14 protein-coding genes and 1 pseudogene are annotated in these 18,437 nt (G+C 72.0%); 11 read left to right on the top strand and 4 right to left on the bottom strand.

Annotated elements, in window-relative coordinates:
- Positions 1 to 34 precede the first annotated feature (34 nt).
- The 3 genes from O3W51_RS35375 (at position 35) to O3W51_RS35365 (ending at position 3,038) form a co-directional block, all read left to right on the top strand.
- Positions 35 to 793 (top strand): molybdopterin-dependent oxidoreductase, encoded by a 759-nt coding sequence (locus tag O3W51_RS35375; protein ID WP_138353838.1) that lies wholly within the window; start codon positions 35 to 37, stop codon positions 791 to 793.
- Positions 777 to 1,430 carry a cytochrome b/b6 domain-containing protein gene (locus tag O3W51_RS35370; RefSeq protein ID WP_138353837.1) on the top strand — a complete coding sequence of 218 codons (654 nt, stop codon included), beginning with the start codon at positions 777 to 779 and terminating at the stop codon, positions 1,428 to 1,430. Before O3W51_RS35375 ends, O3W51_RS35370 begins: the two co-directional genes overlap by 17 nt.
- A gap of 177 nt (positions 1,431 to 1,607) precedes the next feature.
- Positions 1,608 to 3,038, top strand: coding sequence for a hypothetical protein (locus O3W51_RS35365; RefSeq protein WP_269288338.1), 1,431 nt, complete (start codon positions 1,608 to 1,610; stop codon positions 3,036 to 3,038).
- Between the two features lie 187 nt (positions 3,039 to 3,225).
- Here the strand turns inward: O3W51_RS35365 and O3W51_RS35360 are convergent, their stop codons facing one another.
- Entirely contained in the window at positions 3,226 to 4,281 is a 1,056-nt protein-coding gene (locus O3W51_RS35360; RefSeq protein ID WP_138353835.1) for a LacI family DNA-binding transcriptional regulator, read from the bottom strand.
- Between the two features lie 221 nt (positions 4,282 to 4,502).
- Here O3W51_RS35360 and O3W51_RS35355 point away from each other — a divergent pair, with 221 nt between their 5' ends.
- From O3W51_RS35355 to O3W51_RS35330, 6 genes are read left to right on the top strand one after another with little or no spacing between them, the layout of a single operon-like run.
- Positions 4,503 to 5,843: an ABC transporter substrate-binding protein gene (locus O3W51_RS35355; RefSeq protein WP_138353834.1), complete on the top strand. Its 1,341-nt coding sequence runs from the start codon at positions 4,503 to 4,505 to the stop codon at positions 5,841 to 5,843.
- 15 nt (positions 5,844 to 5,858) lie between these two features.
- Entirely contained in the window at positions 5,859 to 6,734 is an 876-nt protein-coding gene (locus tag O3W51_RS35350) for a carbohydrate ABC transporter permease (RefSeq protein WP_138353833.1), read from the top strand.
- A gap of 1 nt (position 6,735) precedes the next feature.
- Complete coding sequence (locus O3W51_RS35345) at positions 6,736 to 7,569, top strand: carbohydrate ABC transporter permease (RefSeq protein WP_138353832.1); 834 nt, start codon at positions 6,736 to 6,738, stop codon at positions 7,567 to 7,569.
- A gap of 42 nt (positions 7,570 to 7,611) precedes the next feature.
- A complete protein-coding gene (locus tag O3W51_RS35340) occupies positions 7,612 to 8,865 on the top strand; it encodes a glycoside hydrolase 5 family protein (protein WP_138353831.1) in 1,254 nt (417 codons plus the stop codon).
- A gap of 11 nt (positions 8,866 to 8,876) precedes the next feature.
- Positions 8,877 to 10,991, top strand: coding sequence for an endo-beta-N-acetylglucosaminidase (locus tag O3W51_RS35335; RefSeq protein WP_269288336.1), 2,115 nt, complete (start codon positions 8,877 to 8,879; stop codon positions 10,989 to 10,991).
- Positions 10,992 to 11,005: 14 nt separating this feature from the next.
- On the top strand, positions 11,006 to 14,080 hold the full coding sequence (locus tag O3W51_RS35330) for an alpha-mannosidase (RefSeq protein ID WP_269288334.1): 3,075 nt from the start codon (positions 11,006 to 11,008) through the stop codon (positions 14,078 to 14,080).
- A 157-nt stretch (positions 14,081 to 14,237) separates the two neighbouring features.
- On the opposite strand, the gene O3W51_RS35325 is transcribed toward O3W51_RS35330, so the two are convergent.
- Positions 14,238 to 14,795, bottom strand: a complete 558-nt coding sequence (locus tag O3W51_RS35325) for a DoxX family protein (protein WP_138353828.1) — start codon at positions 14,793 to 14,795, stop codon at positions 14,238 to 14,240.
- A gap of 105 nt (positions 14,796 to 14,900) precedes the next feature.
- Between O3W51_RS35325 and O3W51_RS35320 the strand changes: the two genes are divergently transcribed.
- Positions 14,901 to 15,368: a MarR family winged helix-turn-helix transcriptional regulator gene (locus O3W51_RS35320; RefSeq protein WP_138353827.1), complete on the top strand. Its 468-nt coding sequence runs from the start codon at positions 14,901 to 14,903 to the stop codon at positions 15,366 to 15,368.
- A gap of 23 nt (positions 15,369 to 15,391) precedes the next feature.
- Here the strand turns inward: O3W51_RS35320 and O3W51_RS35315 are convergent, their stop codons facing one another.
- Positions 15,392 to 15,880 carry an SRPBCC family protein gene (locus tag O3W51_RS35315; protein WP_138353826.1) on the bottom strand — a complete coding sequence of 163 codons (489 nt, stop codon included), beginning with the start codon at positions 15,878 to 15,880 and terminating at the stop codon, positions 15,392 to 15,394.
- A 24-nt stretch (positions 15,881 to 15,904) separates the two neighbouring features.
- Positions 15,905 to 16,741: a DeoR/GlpR family DNA-binding transcription regulator gene (locus O3W51_RS35310; protein ID WP_138353825.1), complete on the bottom strand. Its 837-nt coding sequence runs from the start codon at positions 16,739 to 16,741 to the stop codon at positions 15,905 to 15,907.
- 207 nt (positions 16,742 to 16,948) lie between these two features.
- On the opposite strand from O3W51_RS35310, the pseudogene O3W51_RS35305 reads away from it, so the two are divergent.
- A pseudogene (locus tag O3W51_RS35305) lies at positions 16,949 to 18,437 on the top strand (hypothetical protein); the annotation flags it as partial.

The raw sequence follows: 18,437 nt of genomic DNA, 5'->3' as shown, positions 1-18,437 counted from the left end.
GGCCAGCGGCTGTTCGACGTGCTCGAATCGACCTATGGAAGAACCCCGCGTGGACGATGCCCCCGACGACCCGGGGGAAGAGAACGAACGGCACGGTGCGCCGGTCGGGCGGCGCGTCGTGCTGGGAATGCTGGGGCTGGGCGCCGCGGGGGTCGCGCTGGGCAGCCATGTGCAGGACCGTATCGACGCGGTGCTCGCCGAGGTGAGCGCCAAGGACCCCACCGGGGTGACGGGACTGCTGCCCGGCGGCGGGGGATTCCGCTACTACTCGGTCACCTCGTCGGTGCCCAAGCGCAACGCCGAGAACTACCGGCTCACGGTCGGCGGGCTGGTCGACCGCCCCATGACCTACCGGCTCGCCGACCTGCAGGCCATGCCGCAGCAGCGGCTGGTGCACGACGTCCAGTGCGTGACCGGCTGGCGGGTGCCGAAGACCGCCTTCTCCGGTGTGCGGCTCTCCGCGCTGCTGGCCGCCTCAGGGGTGCGGCCGGAGGCGACCGCCATCCGGTTCGACTGCTTCGACGGCGCCTACACCGAGAGCCTCACGCTGCAGCAGGCCCGCCGCAGCGACGTCATGGTGGCGCTCACGATGCAGGACAAGCCGGTCACCCACGCCCACGGCGGCCCGGTCCGGCTCTACGCGGCGCCCATGTACTTCTACAAGTCCGCGAAGTGGCTCTCGGGGATCACCCTCACCAAGAGCGTCGAACCCGGTTACTGGGAGAAGCTCGGCTACGACGTCGACGCCTGGGTCGGAAAGTCGAACGGACGGTCCGATGACCCCACTTCCTGACGCCCCGGCCGCACCGACCGCCCCACGGCAGCCGGCACGGCGGCTGCGCCGCTTCAGCCGCGCCGAACGCTGGGTGCACCGCGGCACCGCCTGGCTGATGGGCATCTGTGTCTTCACCGCCGCCTGTCTCTATCTGCCCCCGCTCTCCGAACTCGTCGGCAGACGGCGGCTGGTGGTGACCGTCCATGAGTGGTCCGGCCTGATGCTCCCGGCGCCGCTGATCGCGGGGATGTTCTTCCGCGCGCTGCGAGCCGACCTGAGCCGGCTCAACCGCTTCGGCCGGCACGACTGGCACTGGCTGCGCACCGTACTGCGCAAGCGCAGCAAGGAGGGAGTGCCCGCGGGCAAGTTCAACGCGGGCCAGAAGCTCTACTCGGCCTTCATCGCGGGAGCGGTGCTGGTGATGATCGGCACCGGGCTGCTGATGTGGTTCACCCACCTCGCCCCGGTGCTCTGGCGGACCGGCGCCACCTTCGTCCACGACTGGCTGGCACTGCTGCTCGCCGCCGGCATCACCGGACACGTCTGGATGGCCAGTAAGGACCCGGAGGCGCGGCTGGGCATGCGGACCGGAAGCGTGGCCTCGTGGTGGGCGCGGCGCGAACACTCGCTGTGGAAGCCGGACGACAAGGACTGAGCGGGCTGACAGAGTTGACGGCCTGACGGAGTTGACGGACTGACGGGGTGGGCGGCGGGGCCGGCCGCGGGCCGGCTCTGCGGAGGGGCGGCCTCCGTTCCTAGCTGTTACGGGCCGGTCACCTGGAGTCCGCCGGTGGGACATCCTCCTTTCCGGGCACGCGCCTAGCGTCGCGATATGACGACCTCTCAGGCGCCGCCGGTCCAGCGGGTGTCCGCGACCGAGGAGCCGCGGGCCGCGCCGGCCGGCGGACCGGCCGCGCCGCCCACCCCGCCGCCGCGCGCCCGGCGCTCCCGGGCGCCGCGTCCGCGGCTGCCGCTCACCGGTCCCGTACGGCTCGTCGTGTCGGCCGTGATCGCCCTGGCCGCGCTCGCCGCGCTCTGCGCTGCCGCCGTCCTCGGCGCGGTCGACGTCCGGGGCAACGCCTCCGACCTGGGCACGACCGTCTCCCAGCGGGCGGCCGTCGCCGCCGAACTGCGGTTCGCGCTCGCCGACCTCGACGCCCAGCGGGCCAACTCCCTGGTGCCGGACCACTCGGCGCTCCAGCCGGACGTGGAGGTCGGCAACCGGCTGCTCGCACTGATCACCGCGCAGCAGCGCCGCACCGAGGTCAGTGGACTGCTGCGGCAGCTCGGTGCCGACACCGCCCAGGGCGACCGGGTCCGCTCCCTGCTCGACGCGCTCGGCCGCTACGACGACGCCAGCGCCCGCTCCTCCTACGTGGACGAGACCCAGCCCAACCGCCCGGCGGGAACTCCGCCGCACGCCGCCGTCGCCCTGTCCTCCGAGGCCGCCGACGTACTGCGCAACGAGCTGCTGCCCGTCGCGGCGGCGCTGTCGGAGACCTACGCCCAGCAGGCCGCGCACCTGGAGTCGGAGACACAGGACAGCGCGAAATGGTCGGCGGGCCTCGTCGGGGTGCTCGGTGTTCTCACCCTCGGCTTCCTCCTGTGGTGGCAGCGGGACCTCGCCCGCCGCTACCGGCGGGTCTTCAACCCGGCGCTGGTGGCCGCCACCGTCGCCGCGCTGGTCGTCACCCTGGCGGGCGCGCTCTCCTTCGCCTCGGCGGCGTCCGAGGTCGGCGCCGCGGGCCGGGAGGGACTGCGTCCCTGGTCCCGGCTGGCCGAGGCCCGCGCGGTGGCCGCCGATGCCGCCGCCACCCAGAGCCGCTGGCTGGTCCACGACACCGACTCGGCCGGCTACCAGCGCGAGCGGTTCGACACGCTCACCCGCCGGCTCGACGTGCTCCTCGCCCCCGAGTCGTACGCCACGGCCGCGGAGCGCCCCGCCTACCAGGAGGTCCTCACCCGCTACGGCCACTTCCGCGCCGACGACCGGAAGCTGCGCGACCTGCGCGCCGCCGGCCGGCTCGACGAGGCGGTCACGGTGCTCACCGAAGTCGGCCGCGGCCAGGTCGCGTTCGACTTCTGGGACTTCGCCACCACCCTGGACGCGCTCGCGGACCACCAGCGGTCCGACTTCGACCTGCACACCGGCCGCGCCCGCTCGGCCCTCGCCGGCTGGCCCGCGGTCCCCGCCGGCGCGCTGGCCGCCGCGGCGGTCCTCGTCCTGCTGGGAATCCGCCCCCGGCTGGCCGAGTACCGCTGACGAACGGAAGCTAGGGCGTGCGTCGAAAGGAGCGCTGTTCGCCCGGAGGGCGTGGCCCACGGCGTCCGGTGGGTGCGCTCGCATGGCGGAGGGTCGTTCTCGTACTGGACGTACGTGGGCGAGCCCGACAACGCAGCGAGGGTGCGTGCCAGGCGTCGTGGGCCAGCCGGGACTTGCGCAACACGCCCTAGCTACCGGGCGGCGGCGCCGTGCTCGCGCGGGCCATGAGGCGCGGCAGGTCGTCCTGGATCTCGCGGGCGGGGTTCCCGTCCAGGAGGCTGAGCAACTGCTCGGCGGCATGGCGGCCGAAGCTGCTGGTGTCGCGGACGAGCGCGGTCAGCGCGGGGTGCGCGCTGCGGCAGAGCACGGAGTCGTCCCAGGCCACGAGGGACAGATCGCCGGGGACCGCGAGGCCGCGCTCGTTGGCGACGGCGAGACCGGCCATGGCCAGGACGTCGTTGTCGTAGACGATCGCGGTCGGCGGCCGGGGTCGGGCGAGGGCCCGGCGGGTGGCCTCGGCGCCTTCGGTGTCCGAGTAGTCGGTGCTGATGGAGTGGACGTCGGGCAGCCCGCGGCGGGCGGCCTCGGCGTGCAGCGACCGGATCCGGCGCTGGGTGTGCGCGAGGTGCGGCAGGCCGGCGATGTGCAGGATCCTGCGGTGCCCCAGCCCGTACAGATGGTCGACGATCGAGGCCATGGCGCCCGCGTCGTCGGCCCACACGGTGGAGATGCCGGAGTGCGCGGGTGTGCCCGGGGCGAGCGCGCCGATCACGACGGCGGGCAGGCCGAGTTCGTCGAGCAGCGCCGGCCGCGGGTCGTCGAGCCGGGGGTCGACGACGAGCAGCCCGTCGACCCGGCGTTCGGCCCACCAGCGGCGGTAGATCGCGCACTCCTCGCCGAGATCCTCGACGACCTGGAAGAGCAGCCCGAGATGACGCCGCGCCAGCACCTCCTGGATGCCCGAGACGAGTTGCAGGAAGAACGACTCGACGCCGAGCGTGTGCGCCGGCCGGGCCAGGACCAGGCCGACGGTGGCGGCGCCCTCCCCGGACAGCGCCCGCGCCGCGGTGCTGGGGCGCCAGCCCAGCTGTTCCGCGACCCGGCGGACCCGGTCGCGGGTGGCGGGGGAGACGCCGGGCCGGTCGTTGAGCGCGAAGGACACGGCGCTCTCGGAGACACCCGCGCGCTGCGCGATGTCCTTCATCGTCGGTCGGCGGGCCGGAGTGCGGCGCACGGGATCCATGGCTGGATTATGTCCTACTCCGGGGCCGGAGTGCGACCGGCTACTAATGCGCTTGAGCTAATGACTACTAAAGCGCATTAGTTTTGTGGCCTGAACTGCTCTCACCTGCACATATGTGAGATGGCGCGAATTCATCTCCGGTTAACCGTTGACGTTGCTCGCAACGCGGGTGCAGCCTTACGTCGCCCCCCTCCTGGCCCGAGCGAAGGAGCTTGTCAGCCATGTCCGTATCCAGTGGAAGAACCCGTGGAGAGCGCGGCAGCAGCCGCGGCGCCACCCGTAGAACAGCCGTTGTCGTCGTCCCCCTGCTGCTGTCGGCGCTGACGCTGACCGCCTGCGGATCCGGCGGGGACGATGCCGGCAGCAGTGCCGACGGCAAGATCGAGGGCGACATCAGCTTCCAGACCTGGAACCTGCGGGCGAACTACAAGGACTACTTCGAGGGCCTGGCCAAGGACTTCGAGAAGCAGAACCCCGGCGTCCATGTGAAGTGGCTCGACCAGCCCGCCGAGAACTACGCGGACAAGCTCAGCGCGGACGCGGCAGGCGGCACGCTCCCCGACGTCGTCAACGTCTCGCCCGACCTGTCGTACCCGCTGGCCAAGGCCGGCGTGATCATGAGCCTGGACAAGGAGCCCGCCGCTGCCAAGTTCAAGGGCGACTACACGCCCGAGGCGTGGAAGGGCAATGAACTGCCGGGTCTGGAGGGCTCGTACGCCTTCCCCTGGTACCTCAACACCGGCCCGCTCTTCTACAACAAGACGCTGTTCCAGAAGGCCGGCCTCGACCCGGCCAAGCCGCCGAAGACCTACGACGAGCTCTTCGCGGACGCCAACACCATCGCGGTGAAGTCCGGCGGGAAGACCGCCACCCTCGCGGGCACCCCGTCCATCGAGGACTTCGGCCGCTACGGCGTCCCGCTGATGAACGCCGACGCGACCAAGTTCACGTACAACGACGCCAAGGGCACCGAGCTGCTCACCAAGTACCTGGAGCTGTTCAAGAACGGCGGCCTCGATTCCCAGGCACTGACCAGCGGCCCGGACGCCGTCGGCCAGAAGTTCCTGCAGCAGAAGGTCGCGATGAACCCGGGCAGCGCGCACGACCTGGGCACCTTCAAGCAGAACGCGCCCGACCTGTACAAGAACCTCGGCATCACCGACGCGCCCAACAACACCGGCCACCCCAACATGTACGTGATGGGCATGGCGGTGAACAGCAAGAGCAAGCACAAGGCCGCGGCCATCGCCTTCGCGCACTTCATCACCGACAAGCAGAACCAGGAGTCGTTCGCGCACAAGGTCGCGATCTTCCCGAGCACCGCCGGCTCGCTGGACCAGCCGTACTGGACCCAGGACGACGGCACCGACGAGGGCCGCATCCGGGTCGCCTCCGCGCGGCTGCTCAAGGGCGCGGTGAACTACACGCCGGTCGTGATGACCGACGAGATGAAGACCATCCTCAAGAACGAGGTGGCGAAGGCGCTGCAGGGCAAGAAGTCGCCGCAGCAGGCTCTGGACGACGCGGTCAGCCAGAGCGACAAGCTGCTCAAGCAGAGCTGAGCGGGCGGACCCGACATGAGTGCACGGACCCACCGGGCCGCCAGCCCCTGGCTGTTCCTGCTGCCCGGCCTGGTGATCATCGCCGCGTTCAGCCTCTACCCGTTCATCAGCACCGTCGGCACGGCCTTCACCGACGCCCGCACCCTGACCCCGGGCCACTGGGTGGGGCTGCGGAACTTCCAGGACATGCTGGACGACGAGCAGTTCTGGACCGGGCTGCGCAACAGCACGCTGTACGTGCTGCTCGTGGTGCCGTGCACCGTGCTGCTGCCGCTCCTGCTGGCCCTGCTCGTCCAGAAGCAGGTCCCCGGCATCGCTTTCTTCCGCTCCTCCTTCTACACCCCGGTCGTCGCGTCGGTCGTCGTGGTCGCGCTCATCTGGGTGTGGATGCTGGACGACCGCGGGCTGGTCAACGGGATCCTCGGGTACTTCGGGACCGGCCCGGTGGAGTTCCTCAGCGACCAGTGGCTGCTGCTGTTCAGCGCGATGGCGCTGACGGTGTGGAAAGGCCTCGGCTACTACATGATCATTTACTTGGCGGCGCTGGCCAACGTGCCGAAGGAACTGCACGAGGCGGCCGCCGTGGACGGTGCCGGAGCGGTCCGCCGCTTCATCAGCATCACCGTCCCGGCGGTCCGCTCCACCATGGTGCTGGTCGGCGCGCTGTCGTCGGTGGCGGCCTTCAAGGTCTTCACCGAGGTCTATCTGATGGCGGGCCCGACCGGCGGGCCGGCCGGCGAGGACACCACCATCGTCATGCTCGTCCAGCGCGTCGGCACCGGACTGTCGGGGCGCACCGGATACGCCTCCGCGCTCTCCGTGGTGATCTTCGTGGTCACGCTGGTCCTGATGCTGCTGGTGCTGCGTGCCGACCGCAAGGACGGTGAGTGACATGGGCGGCCGTATGCCCCGCTGGCAGCTCGTCCTCCGCTACGTCCTGCTGCTCGCCGTCCTGGCCGTCACCATCGGCCCGTTCCTGTGGCAGCTGAGCACCTCGCTCAAGGGCCCGACCGAGGACATGTACAGCTACCCGCCGAAGCTGCTCCCCGAGCATCCGACGCTGGACAACTACTCGGGCGTCGCGGACATCATCCCGGTCTGGGAGTACGCCCTGAACTCGCTCAAGGTCGCGGCGGCCAGCGTCGTCACCAACTGCGTGGGCTCCGCCCTGGCCGGTTACGCGCTCGCCCGGCTGCGCTTCCGCGGCCGCAAGCTCGCGACCACCGCCTTCGTCATGGCGCTGCTGGTGCCGTTCGAGTCCATCTTCATCGCGCAGTTCACCACCATGCGCGATCTGCAGCTGAACAACACCCTCATCGCCGTCGTGCTGCCCGGCTGCATCGGCGCGATGAACGTGCTGCTGATGCGGAACGCGTTCAGCCACCTCCCGTACGAGATCGAGGAGGCCGCCGTCATCGACGGCGCCAACGTCTGGCAGCGCTTCGTACGGATCGCGCTGCCCTCGGTCAAGGGCACGCTGGCGGTCGTGGCGATCTTCTCGTTCATGGGCGCCTGGGACGACTTCCTCTGGCCGCTGATCGTGCTGTCCGACCCGGACAAGTACACGCTGACCGTCGGGCTGAACTTCCTGCACGGCACGTTCGCCAACAACCCCAGGCTCGTCGCCGCCGGGACCATCATCGCTGTAGCCCCGCTCATCGTCATGTTCGCCTGCCTGCAGCGGTACTTCTTCCGCGGCGTGGGCGAAGGCGCCGTCAAGGGCTGAGCCTCCGCTCCCCTTCTCCCCGCACTGAGGACACCGCACCGGATGAACGCAATGCGCTTCGGCGTCAACTACACGCCCACGCGCGGCTGGTTCCACCACTGGCTCGACTTCGACCTCGACGAAGTCCGCGCCGACCTGGACTCCATCGCCGCCCTCGGCCTCGACCACATCCGGGTCTTCCCGCTCTGGCCGGTCTTCCAGCCGAACCGCACTCTGATCAGGCCGCGCGCCGTCGAACAGCTCGTCCAGCTGGTCGACGCGGCCGCCGAGCGCGGCCTCGACACCGCGGTCGACGGGCTGCAGGGCCACTTGTCCAGCTTCGACTTCATCCCCTCCTGGACCACCACCTGGCACCGCCGCAACCTCTTCACCGACCCCGACGTCATCGACGGCGAGGTCAGCTATCTGCGCACGCTCGCGGCGGCGCTCGCCGGCCGGCCCGGCTTCCTGGGCATGACCATCGGCAACGAGATCAACCAGTTCTCCTCAGGACCGCACCCCGACCCCGACCGGATCACCCCCGCCCAGGCCGAGTCCTGGCTGCGGCGGGTGTTGGCCGCATGCGAGGAGGGCGCGCCCGGCAAGTTCCATCTGCACGCGTCCTACGACGCGGCCTGGTACCAGGACGACCACCCCTTCACCCCCGGCCACTCCGCCCAGCTGGGTGCCGCGACCGCCGTCCACTCCTGGGTGTTCAACGGCACCGCGCAGCGCCACGGCCGTACCGGCACCGCCACCGAGCAGCACGCCGCCTATCTGATCGAACTGTCGAAGGCCTGGGCCACCGACCCGCACCGGCCGGTGTGGCTGCAGGAGGTGGGCGCGCCCGCCCCGCACATCCCGGCCGGGCACGCCGCCGAGTTCACCGAGGCCACCATCGCCGCGGCGCTGGACTGCCCGGACGTGTGGGGCGTCACCTGGTGGTGCTCGCACGACGTGGACCGCGCGCTCGCGGACTTCCCCGAGCTGGAGTACAGCCTGGGACTGCTCACCACCGACCGCACGGTCAAGCCGGCGGGCGCGGCCGTCGCCCGCGCCGTCGAACAGTGGCGCGGGCGCGAGCACCGCCCGGCGCCGCGCACCACCGCGCTGGTGGTCGACGCGGGCGACCGGGTGAGCGCGCCCGCCCGCTCCGTGTGCGCGCCCGGCGGGGCCTTCTTCGAGGCGTGGATGCGACTGGCCGCCACTGGTGCCCGGCCCACCGCCGTACTCGCCGAACTCGCGGGCGACGCCGGTCATCTGGCGGCCCGTGGCATCACCGAGGTCCTCACCGTCGATCAGGTCGAACACCCCTAGGGAGCGCACCGATGACCGAGCACCGCAGCTCTGCCGACCCCGCCTCCGCCCTCCCCGCCGCGGACCGGTCCCGGCCCTCCCGCCGCCGGGTCCTGATCGCCGGGGCCGGCACCGCGGGCCTCCTCCTGGCGCCCGGCCTGCCGGCTGCCAGCGCGGCAGCAGGAACCGCACGGAACCTGCAGCCCCACGCCTCGTACTGGTTTCCCGACAGCCTCCCCGCCGGGACACCTGGTGACGGCATCCAGTGGCGCAGCCTCAAGGCGTGGACGCCGGAGACCGACCCGGACCTGGCGTTCAACACCGCGAGCGTCCCGCTCGCGGCGCGCTTCGCGCCCCCGCCCGCCAACACCACGGCCCGCACCGGCCAGGCGCGGATCTCCGGCCTGGCCGCGTTCGACCACACCGCGGGCAACCCCTCCCAGGGCTCCGCCACCGCCGACTACTACGCGCTGACGCACTGGGCGTACCTGGACGAGCTGGTGTTCTGGGGCGGCTCCTCCGGCGAGGGCCTGATCCTCACCCCCAACGCGCCCGTGGTGGACGCCGCGCACCGCAACGGGGTGCCCGTGCTGGGCACCGTCTTCCTGCCACCGGTCGCCTACGGCGGCGATCTGCGGTGGACCCGCGACCTCGTCCAGCGCGGTGCCGACGGCCGGTTCCCGATCGCGGACCAGCTGATCCGGGTCGCGCGGGCGTACGGCTTCGACGGCTGGTTCATCAACGCCGAGACCGGCGGCGGGGACGCGGCGCTCGCCACCGCCATGCGGGACTTCGTCCAATACCTGCGCGCCCACGGCCACGGCCTGCGCGTCACCTGGTACGACGCGATGACCGACACCGGAGCCGTCGACTGGCAGAACGAACTCAACCCGCGCAACCAGGAGTTCTTCACCGCCGCCGACACGATGTTCGTCAACTTCGACTGGAGCAGGTCCGGCCTCGCCGCCTCCGGCACCCTCGCCGGGGAACTGGACCGCAGCCGCTACGCGCTGTGGGCCGGCATCGATGTCGAGTCCCGCGGCTGGGACACCCCGGTCGACTGGGACGCGATCGTCCCCGCCGACGCGCGGCATGTCACCTCGTACGGCTTCTACCGCCCCGAGTGGACCTGGACGAGCCTGCCGGCGGACCGGCGCGCGCCCGGCGACTTCCACGCCCGCGACGACCGCTTCTGGACCGGCCCCTCACTTGATCCCTCGGCGCCGCGCGGCGGCACCGGAGGCTGGCGGGCACCGGCCGAATCCGTCGCCGACCGCTCCACGCTCACCGCACTGCCGTTCGCGACCACCTTCAACACCGGGCACGGCCTGCGCTGGTACGAGCACGGCACCGCGTCCTCCGACACCGCCTGGAACCACCTCGGTCTGCAGGACCGGCTGCCCGGCCGCCGCTGGGTGGTGCACACCGCCGGCGCCCGGCCGGCGGTGGCCTTCGACTTCGCCGACGCCTGGCGCGGCGGCAGCAGCCTGCTGGTGGACGGAGCGCTCGACGCCCCGGCCACGCTGGAGCTGTACGCCGCCCGACTGCCGCTGACGGGTGGCGCGGTGGTGGAACTGACCCACCGCACCGACCCCGGTTCCGGCCCGGTCCGGGTGGAGGTGGCCGTCGCCCTCGACGGCCCGGGCACGCCCGGCACGCCGCCGCGCTTCCGGTACGTCCCCGCCGGGTCCCTGCCCGCCGGCGGCCGCGGCTGGACCACGGCGACCGTACGGCTGGGACAGCCGCACGGAAACGTCCTGCACGTCCTCGGCGTCCGGCTCACCGGATCCGGCGGCACGGCGGTCCGCTGGCGGCTCGGCGGTATCGCGGTGCGCGATGCCGCTCCGAAACCCCCCGCCCGGCCCGGCCTGCCGGCCGTCACCTCCTCGGCCACCGCCGCGGACGGCACCTCGGCCGCCCTGCGCATCGGCTGGCGCCGCTCGGCCGGCCCGGTCCGGCACTACGAGGTGCACCAGGTGCTGCCCGGGGGCGGCCGGCGCTTCCTCGGCGGGACGCCCGGCACCGCCTACTACCTGCCCGCCCTGCGGCGTACCGCCGGTGAGGCCGTCACCCGGCTCGAAGTCCGCGCCGTCGGCGAGCTGTTCACCTCCTCCGCCCCGTCGTCCGCCGCGTTCACCTGGATCTAAGGAAACCCACCCTCATGCACAGCAACCGAACCGTCACCGAGGACCGGCTCAAGCGGGTCCTCGACGAACGCATCCGCCCCGCCGTCTATCCGCAGTCGGTGCCGCTGGACATCGGGATCTGGAACGCCCCCGGCGAGCCCGTCCCGGTGGCCGAGGGCCTGGCGGCGCCCCGTACGCCCATCGAGACCGGTGAGCCCTGGGGCCCGCCGTGGGGCACCAGCTGGATCACCGTGACGGGCGTCGTACCCGACGAATGGGCCGGCCGGACCGTCGAGGCGCTGCTGGACCTCGGCTTCGACGAGAACATGCCCGGCTTCCAGTGCGAGGGCCTGGTCTACCGGGCGGACGGCTCGCCGGTGAAGGGACTCAACCCGCGCAACCAGTGGATCCGGATCGGCGCGCCCGTCACCGGCGGCGAGCGGGTGGAACTGCACATCGAGGCCTCGTCCAACCCGGTGCTGCTCGACTACCACCCCTTCCTGCCCACCGACCTCGGCGACAAGGAGACCGCCGGCAGCGAGCCGCAGTACAAGCTCGCCCGGATGGATCTCGCGGTCTTCGACGAGACGGTGTGGGAACTGGTCCAGGACCTGGAGGTGCTCGGCGGGCTGATGGCGGAGCTGTCCACCGACTCACCCCGCCGCTGGGAGATCCTGCGCGCGGTGGAACGCTCCCTGGACGCCGTGGACCTGCAGGATGTCGGCGGCTCGGCGGCCGCGGCCCGCGAGCAGCTGGCCGAGGTGCTCGCCGCACCCGCGCACCGCTCCGCGCATCGCATCAGCGCGGTGGGCCACGCCCACATCGACTCGGCCTGGCTGTGGCCGCTGCGCGAGACCGTCCGCAAGGTCGCGCGCACCACCTCCAACATGACGGCGCTGCTGGAGGAGAACCCGGAGTTCGTCTACGCCATGTCGCAGGCGCAGCAGTACGCCTGGATCAAGGAGCACCGGCCCGAGGTCTACGCACGGGTCAAGAAGGCCGTCGCGGACGGGCGGTTCGTGCCGGTCGGCGGCATGTGGGTCGAGTCCGACACCAACATGCCGGGATCCGAGGCGCTGGCACGGCAGTTCGTGCACGGCAAGCGGTTCTTCCTGGAGGAGTTCGGCATCGACACCGAGGAGGTGTGGCTGCCGGACACGTTCGGCTACTCGGCCGCCCTCCCGCAGATCGTCAAGCAGGCCGGCGCCAAGTGGTTCCTGACCCAGAAGATCTCCTGGAGCGAGACCAACAAGTTCCCGCACCACACCTTCTGGTGGGAGGGACTGGACGGCACCCGGGTCTTCACCCACTTTCCCCCGATCGACACCTACAACGCCCAGCTGTCGGGCAAGGAGGTCGCCCACGCCGTCCGCAACTTCCAGGAGAAGGGCTCCGCGACGCGGTCGCTGGCCCCGACCGGCTGGGGCGACGGCGGAGGCGGCACCACCCGCGAGATGCTCGCGCACGGCAAGCGGCTGGCGGACCTGGAGGGCTCGGCGAAGGTCGTCTTCGAGAAGCCGTCCGCCTTCTTCGAGAAGGCCCACGCCGAATACCCGGACGCTCCGGTCTGGGTGGGGGAGCTCTACCTCGAACTGCACCGGGCCACGCTCACCAGCCAGGCCCGCACCAAGCAGGGCAACCGCCGCAGCGAACACCTGCTGCGCGAGGCCGAACTGTGGGCCGCCACCGCGGCCGTACGGGCCGGCTTCCCCTACCCGTACGAGGACCTCGACCGGATCTGGAAGACCGTCCTGCTGCTGCAGTTCCACGACATCCTCCCCGGCTCGTCCATCGCCTGGGTGCACCGCGAGGCGGAGGCGAAGTACGCGGCCGTCGGCGCCGAACTGGACCGGATCATCGCCGACGCACAGGCTGCCCTCGCGGGCAGCCCCGCCGACGGAACCTCCGTGCTGTTCAACGCTGCGCCGCACGCCCGCTCCGGCGCCCCCGCGGGCGGCGCCGTCGTCACGGCGCCGTACACCGGCGCGGCGGTCACCGCCGTACCGCGCGAGGGCGGCGGATTCGTCCTGGCCAACGGACTGCTGAGGGTGGCGGTCGACGCGCGCGGACTCGTCGTCTCGGTCTACGACCTCGAAGCCGGCCGCGAGACGATCGCCCCGGGCGCCGCCGCCAACCTGCTGCAACTGCACCCCGACTTCCCCAACCGCTGGGACGCCTGGGACGTCGACACGTTCTACCGCAACACGGTCACCGACCTCACCGACGTCGACACCCTGGAACTGGACGCCGTCGGCGGCGGAGTGGCGGCGGTCCGGGTGACCCGGAACTTCGGTTCCTCCCGGGTGGAACAGGTGCTCACGCTGACCGCGGGGGAGCGCCGCCTCGACATCGCCACCGAGGTGGACTGGCACGAGACCGAGAAGTTCCTCAAGGCGGCCTTCCCTCTCGACCTGCACGCCGACCGCACGGCGGCCGAGACCCAGTTCGGCCACCTCTACCGGGCCACGCACACCAACACCAGTTGGGACGCCGCGAAGTTCGAGGCGTGCGCCCACCGGTTCGTGCATCTGGAGGAGCCGGGCTGGGGTGTCGCCGTCGTCAACGACTCGACGTACGGCTACGACGTGACCCGTACCGTACGGCCGGACGCCGAAACCGCACGCACCGGCGGTACCGAGGCCGCACTCAGCAGCGGCACGACGACCACCGTCCGGCTCTCCCTGCTGCGCGCCCCGCGCTTCCCCGACCCGCACACCGACCAGGGCACGCACCGGTTCCGGTACGCGCTGGTCCCCGGCGCCGCGATCGGCGACGCGGTGCGCGAGGGATACCGGATCAACCTGCCCGAGCGGCGGGTGCCGGGCAGCGCGGCGGTGGTGCCGCTGGTCTCGGTGGACCAGGACGCGGTGGTCGTGACGGCCGTGAAGCTGGCGGACGACGGGAGCGGTGACGTTGTGGTGCGGCTGTACGAGTCGGCCGGCGGCCGGGCGAGGGCGCGACTGACGGCGGGGTTCGAGCTGGCGTCGGCCACGGTGTGCGACTTGTTGGAACGTCCGACGGGTGGGGTCGTGGGCGGTGGTTCGGGTGTCGAGCTGTCGTTGCGGCCGTTCGAGATTCGTACCCTGCGGCTGGCTCGGGGCGACGTCTGACCGTTGGTGGTGCGGTCGGGGGCCGGGTCCTCCGGTGGGGGGTTCGAAATCGACTATTTAGGGCCTGGCGGCCCACAAATAGCTCGGCAGCATTTCGAACCCCCCACCTGCGGCCCCGGCCCCCTCACGTCACAGCCGGCCGGAGCGGGGTGTGGGCCTACTTGCGCAGCAGGAGGATGACGCCCGCCACTGCGACGCCCAACACCACAGCCGATGCACCGTAGGCCAGTCGGTGGGAGCGGAGGATGGGGAGGTAGCGGTCGGCGGCCAGGCGGCCGGGGCCGGTCAGGGCGAGGGCGGCGGCGGCCGCGGTCAGCAGCAGTTCGTACTCGACGCCCTGGGGCGCGAAGAAGCCGCCGCCCCACTTCACGGCCAGCGCGTTGACCATGGTGCCGACCACCGCGGCGCCCGCCAGCGGGGTGAGCAGACCGACGGCGAGGCCGAGCCCGCCGAAGGTCTCACTGAGACCCGCCACGACGGCCATCGCCTTGCCGGACGGGTAGCCGCTCATGGTGAAGAACTGGCCGGTCCCGTCGAGGCCGCCCCCGCCGAACCAGCCGAACAGCTTCTGGGCGCCGTGCGCGGCCATGGTGAGGCCGACCGCGAGCCGGAGCAGGAGCAGCCCGGCGTCATAGGCGTGCGGGGTGGCCGCCGCGGTCGCCGGAGCGGGCGCACGGAGGACGGGCGGAGTCAGCTGGGTGGTGGGGGAGGGCATAGGGCGGTTCTCCTGAGGTGGGGGACGTGGCGTGGTTCAAATTCGAACCACTGGTCCGACCGTATCGGCTAATTCGAATTTGAACAACAGCGCTACGATGGCCCCATGGACAACACAAGGTGGCTCGACGAGCAGGAGATGGCGGCCTGGACGGGCTTCCTGGCGGCGAGCAACCTGCTGGGCCGCCGGGTGGAACAGCAACTGAAGGACGACGCCGACCTCTCGCATCCCCAGTACGAGATCCTCACCCGGCTCTCCGCGGCCCCCTGCGGCGAGCTGCGCATGACCGAGCTCGCCGACGCCCTCCTCACCTCCAAGAGCGGGCTGACCTACCAGGTCACCCAGCTGGAGAAGAGCGGCATGGTCCGCCGGCGGTCCTTCCCCGGTGATGTGCGCGGCGTTGTCGCCTGCCTCACGGACGAGGGCTGGGCCAAGGTCCGCGAGACCGCCCCAGGACACGTCGCCCTGGTCCGCGAGCTACTGATCGACGTCCTCACCCGCGAGCAGCTCACCGCCATCGCGGAGGGCCTGGGCGAGGTCAGCCGCCGGTTGCGCGCGTCCACCGTCCGCTGAGTCCGGTAGCCCCGCACCCCCACCTACTCCGCCCCCGCAAGCCGCCGGTCCAGCGCCAGCACCGCGCCACGGAACGCCCGACCCAGCCCCGGCCGCAGCACCCGCATCAAAAGGCGCAGTGGCGCCGGGCCGTCCATCGCGAAGGTCCACTGCACCAGGCTGCCGGGTCCGACCGGCTCCACCCGCCACTCCTCCAACAGGGCCCGCAGTCCTGGGGCGTTGCACGTGTCCGCCCGGTAGACGTAGCGCTTCGGCGCCTCGTCGACCAGTACCGTCTCCTCGAAGCGGACGCCGCCGGCCAGGGCAACATCGCGGCCCACCTCGGTGCGCCGCGCGGATTTCACCGCGGTGAACCACTCCGGGGTGCTCTCGGTGTCCACGGCGATGGCGCGGTAGACCGCCTCCGGGGACGACGTGATGGCGAGGGTGAAGACCAGACGTACGGGCGCGGTGTCGAGGAAGTCCAGTTCGACGCGGCGCAGGGGGCGCGGTGAGCGCGATCGGCGGGCCATGGGCGCACCTTACGTGACGAGCCGTCAGCTGTCTGCGTCGGTGTCCGTCTCACCCGCGACGACCAGGTCCGAGAGGTACTCGGCGATCTCCGCGCGCAGCACCTCGGGGATGCCGGCGTCCGTGACGAGGGTGTCGACGTCCTCGAGGGAGGCGAAGGAACTGAGGCCCACCGTCCCCCACTTGGTGTGGTCGGCGATCACCACGACCCGGCGTGCCGAGCGCACGAACTGCCGGTTGGTCTCCGCCTCCGCCAGGTTCGGCGTGGACAGGCCGGCCTCGACCGAGATCCCGTGCACGCCCAGGAACAGCATGTCGAAGTGGAGCGAGCCGATCGCCCGGTCCGCGACCGGGCCCACCAGGGAGTCCGACGGGGTCCGTACTCCGCCGGTGAGCACCACCGTCGCGGCGCCGTCCCGGCTCTGTGCTCCCGGCCGGCGCTGGGCGGTGTGGAAGACGTCGGCGACCCGCACCGAGTTCGTCACCACGGTCAGGTCGGGTACGTCCAGCAGGTGGTGGGCCAGGGAGTAGGTCGTCGTGCCGCCCGACAGGGCGATCGCGCTGCCCGGTGTCACGAGCTTGGCGGCGGCCCGCGCGATGGCTTCCTTCGCGCCGAGCTCCAGGCCCGACTTCGCCTCGAAGCCCGGTTCGTGGCTGCTCGCCTCGACCACCGGCACCGCGCCGCCGTGCACCTTCTCCACGACACCCTGCCGGGCCAGCGCGTCCAGATCCCGGCGGACGGTCATGTCCGAGACGTTGAGCTTGCGGGTGAGTTCGTTGACCCGTACCCCGCCACGCCGCCTGACCTCGTCGAGGATGAGGGCACGCCGCTGCTCGGCGAGGAGATTCTGGTTGTCGCTCACCCGTGGCCCTGTCTCTCGTCTCATGCGTCCCGTCGACCGCCATCGAACCACGGTCATCCTTCCATGCGGGAGGCATCAGGGCGTGCGGGGGGTGATCGGGGCTCCGCGGCGCGTCCTTGTCACGATTTCGGGTCACATTCCGTACGGAGTGCTGCGCCCGCCCGCGGGGGCGCCGATCCTGGGACTGCACGACAGGACGGGGGACACGTGAGCCGGCATCCTGGACCCGGTACCGCGGAGGCGTGGGAACCGGCACTCGAACTGCTCGTCCACGGCGTCGGCGGCGCCACACCCCAGGGGATGCTCGGTGATCCGCGCACCGTGCGGGTGGCGGGCGACGACACGGCCGGGCTGTACCGGCGGACGGTGGACGCCGACGCCGAACTCCACCCCGGCGCGGACCGGGACGCCCCGGTGCCCGAGGCGTACACCTGGTGCAATCTGACCTCGGGGAACGGCAGCCGGGCCATGTGGCTGCTGCTGTTGCCGTTCATGGTCGCCAACCTCGCCCACTGGATGCGCCCGCCGACCGCCAGGGACGGCCTGAACCGGGCCTATGACGTGCTGGTGCGGCTCATCGCGCTCACCTTGACGCTGCTGCTGGTCGCCGCCGTCTGCGAGGTCTCCATGGACCTGGTCGGCTGGCAGTGCGCGGGCAGTGCCTCGTGTGTCCGCGGCAAGTACTGGCTCGGCTTCGCCGCCGCGCACCGGGGCGGCTGGTGGTCCGAGCCCGGTCGGCGGCTGGCCCTCGCGGCCCTGGTGCCCGGCGGGCTCACCGCGCTGCTGTGGTGGCTCTCGCACCGGACCTGGTACGCGTACGAGTCCCAGCGTCCGGCCACCGACAGCCGCCCCGGCGCGGGCGGGCCCGCGCTGGCGCTGCCCGGCTTCTGGTACGGCCGCCGGCTGGTCGCCCGGCTGCGCTCCGCGCACACCGCCGCCGGCGCCCTCACGGTCGCGACGGCGCTGCTGGTGCCGGCGCTCCGTCGCGACCACGGCGCGCTCGGCGCCACCGGCTGGGCACTCGGCGGGCTGATCGCCGTCCTCGCCGCCGCGGCGGTCACCGAGACCTGCCGTGCGGGGCGCAGCGAGACGGAACCGGACGACGGCACGGACCACCGCACCGCCCGGCTGCTGCTGTGCGGCGGCCCGGCTGTCCTGGCCGCCGTCGCCGTCCACGCCGGCTGGCACCGTCCCGGCTGGGCCTCCGCCGGGCGGTTACCGGCCGATGTCACCTTCACCGCCCTCACCCTCGTCCAGGGCGCCCTGATCGCCGCGCTGGCCGTGACGGCAGCCCTGATGCACCATGAGGCCGACGATCCGTCGCCCAGGATCCCGCCGCAGGTATCGGAGCCCGCCGTGGAGGCGCCGCACTTCGGCGGCCACGCCGGGCAGGCGGTGCTGCACGGCCTCGGCGGGCCCGCGGTGGCGATGCTCGCGTGCGCCCTGGGCGGTGTGCTCACGGGCGGGGTGTCCCAGCGGATAGCGGACTGGTTGGACCGGGGCGCGACGCCGGGTCAGGACGGCGGTCCGCTGTGGGGACCGCCGGCGCTGCTGACGTGGCAGGCGTCGATCATCCCGGTTCTGCTGGTCGTGCTGGTGGGCGTGGTGGCCGGTGCAGCATGGCGGCTGTGGCGGGAGCGGCTGGCCGTCGGCGAGGAGATGGCCGGGCTCTATCCGGGGGAGGCCCGGCCGCCGG

Source organism: Streptomyces sp. H39-C1 (genome assembly GCF_027158125.1).
Taxonomy (GTDB): domain Bacteria; phylum Actinomycetota; class Actinomycetes; order Streptomycetales; family Streptomycetaceae; genus Actinacidiphila; species Actinacidiphila fildesensis.
This window is presented reverse-complemented; position numbering and strand designations above follow the sequence as displayed.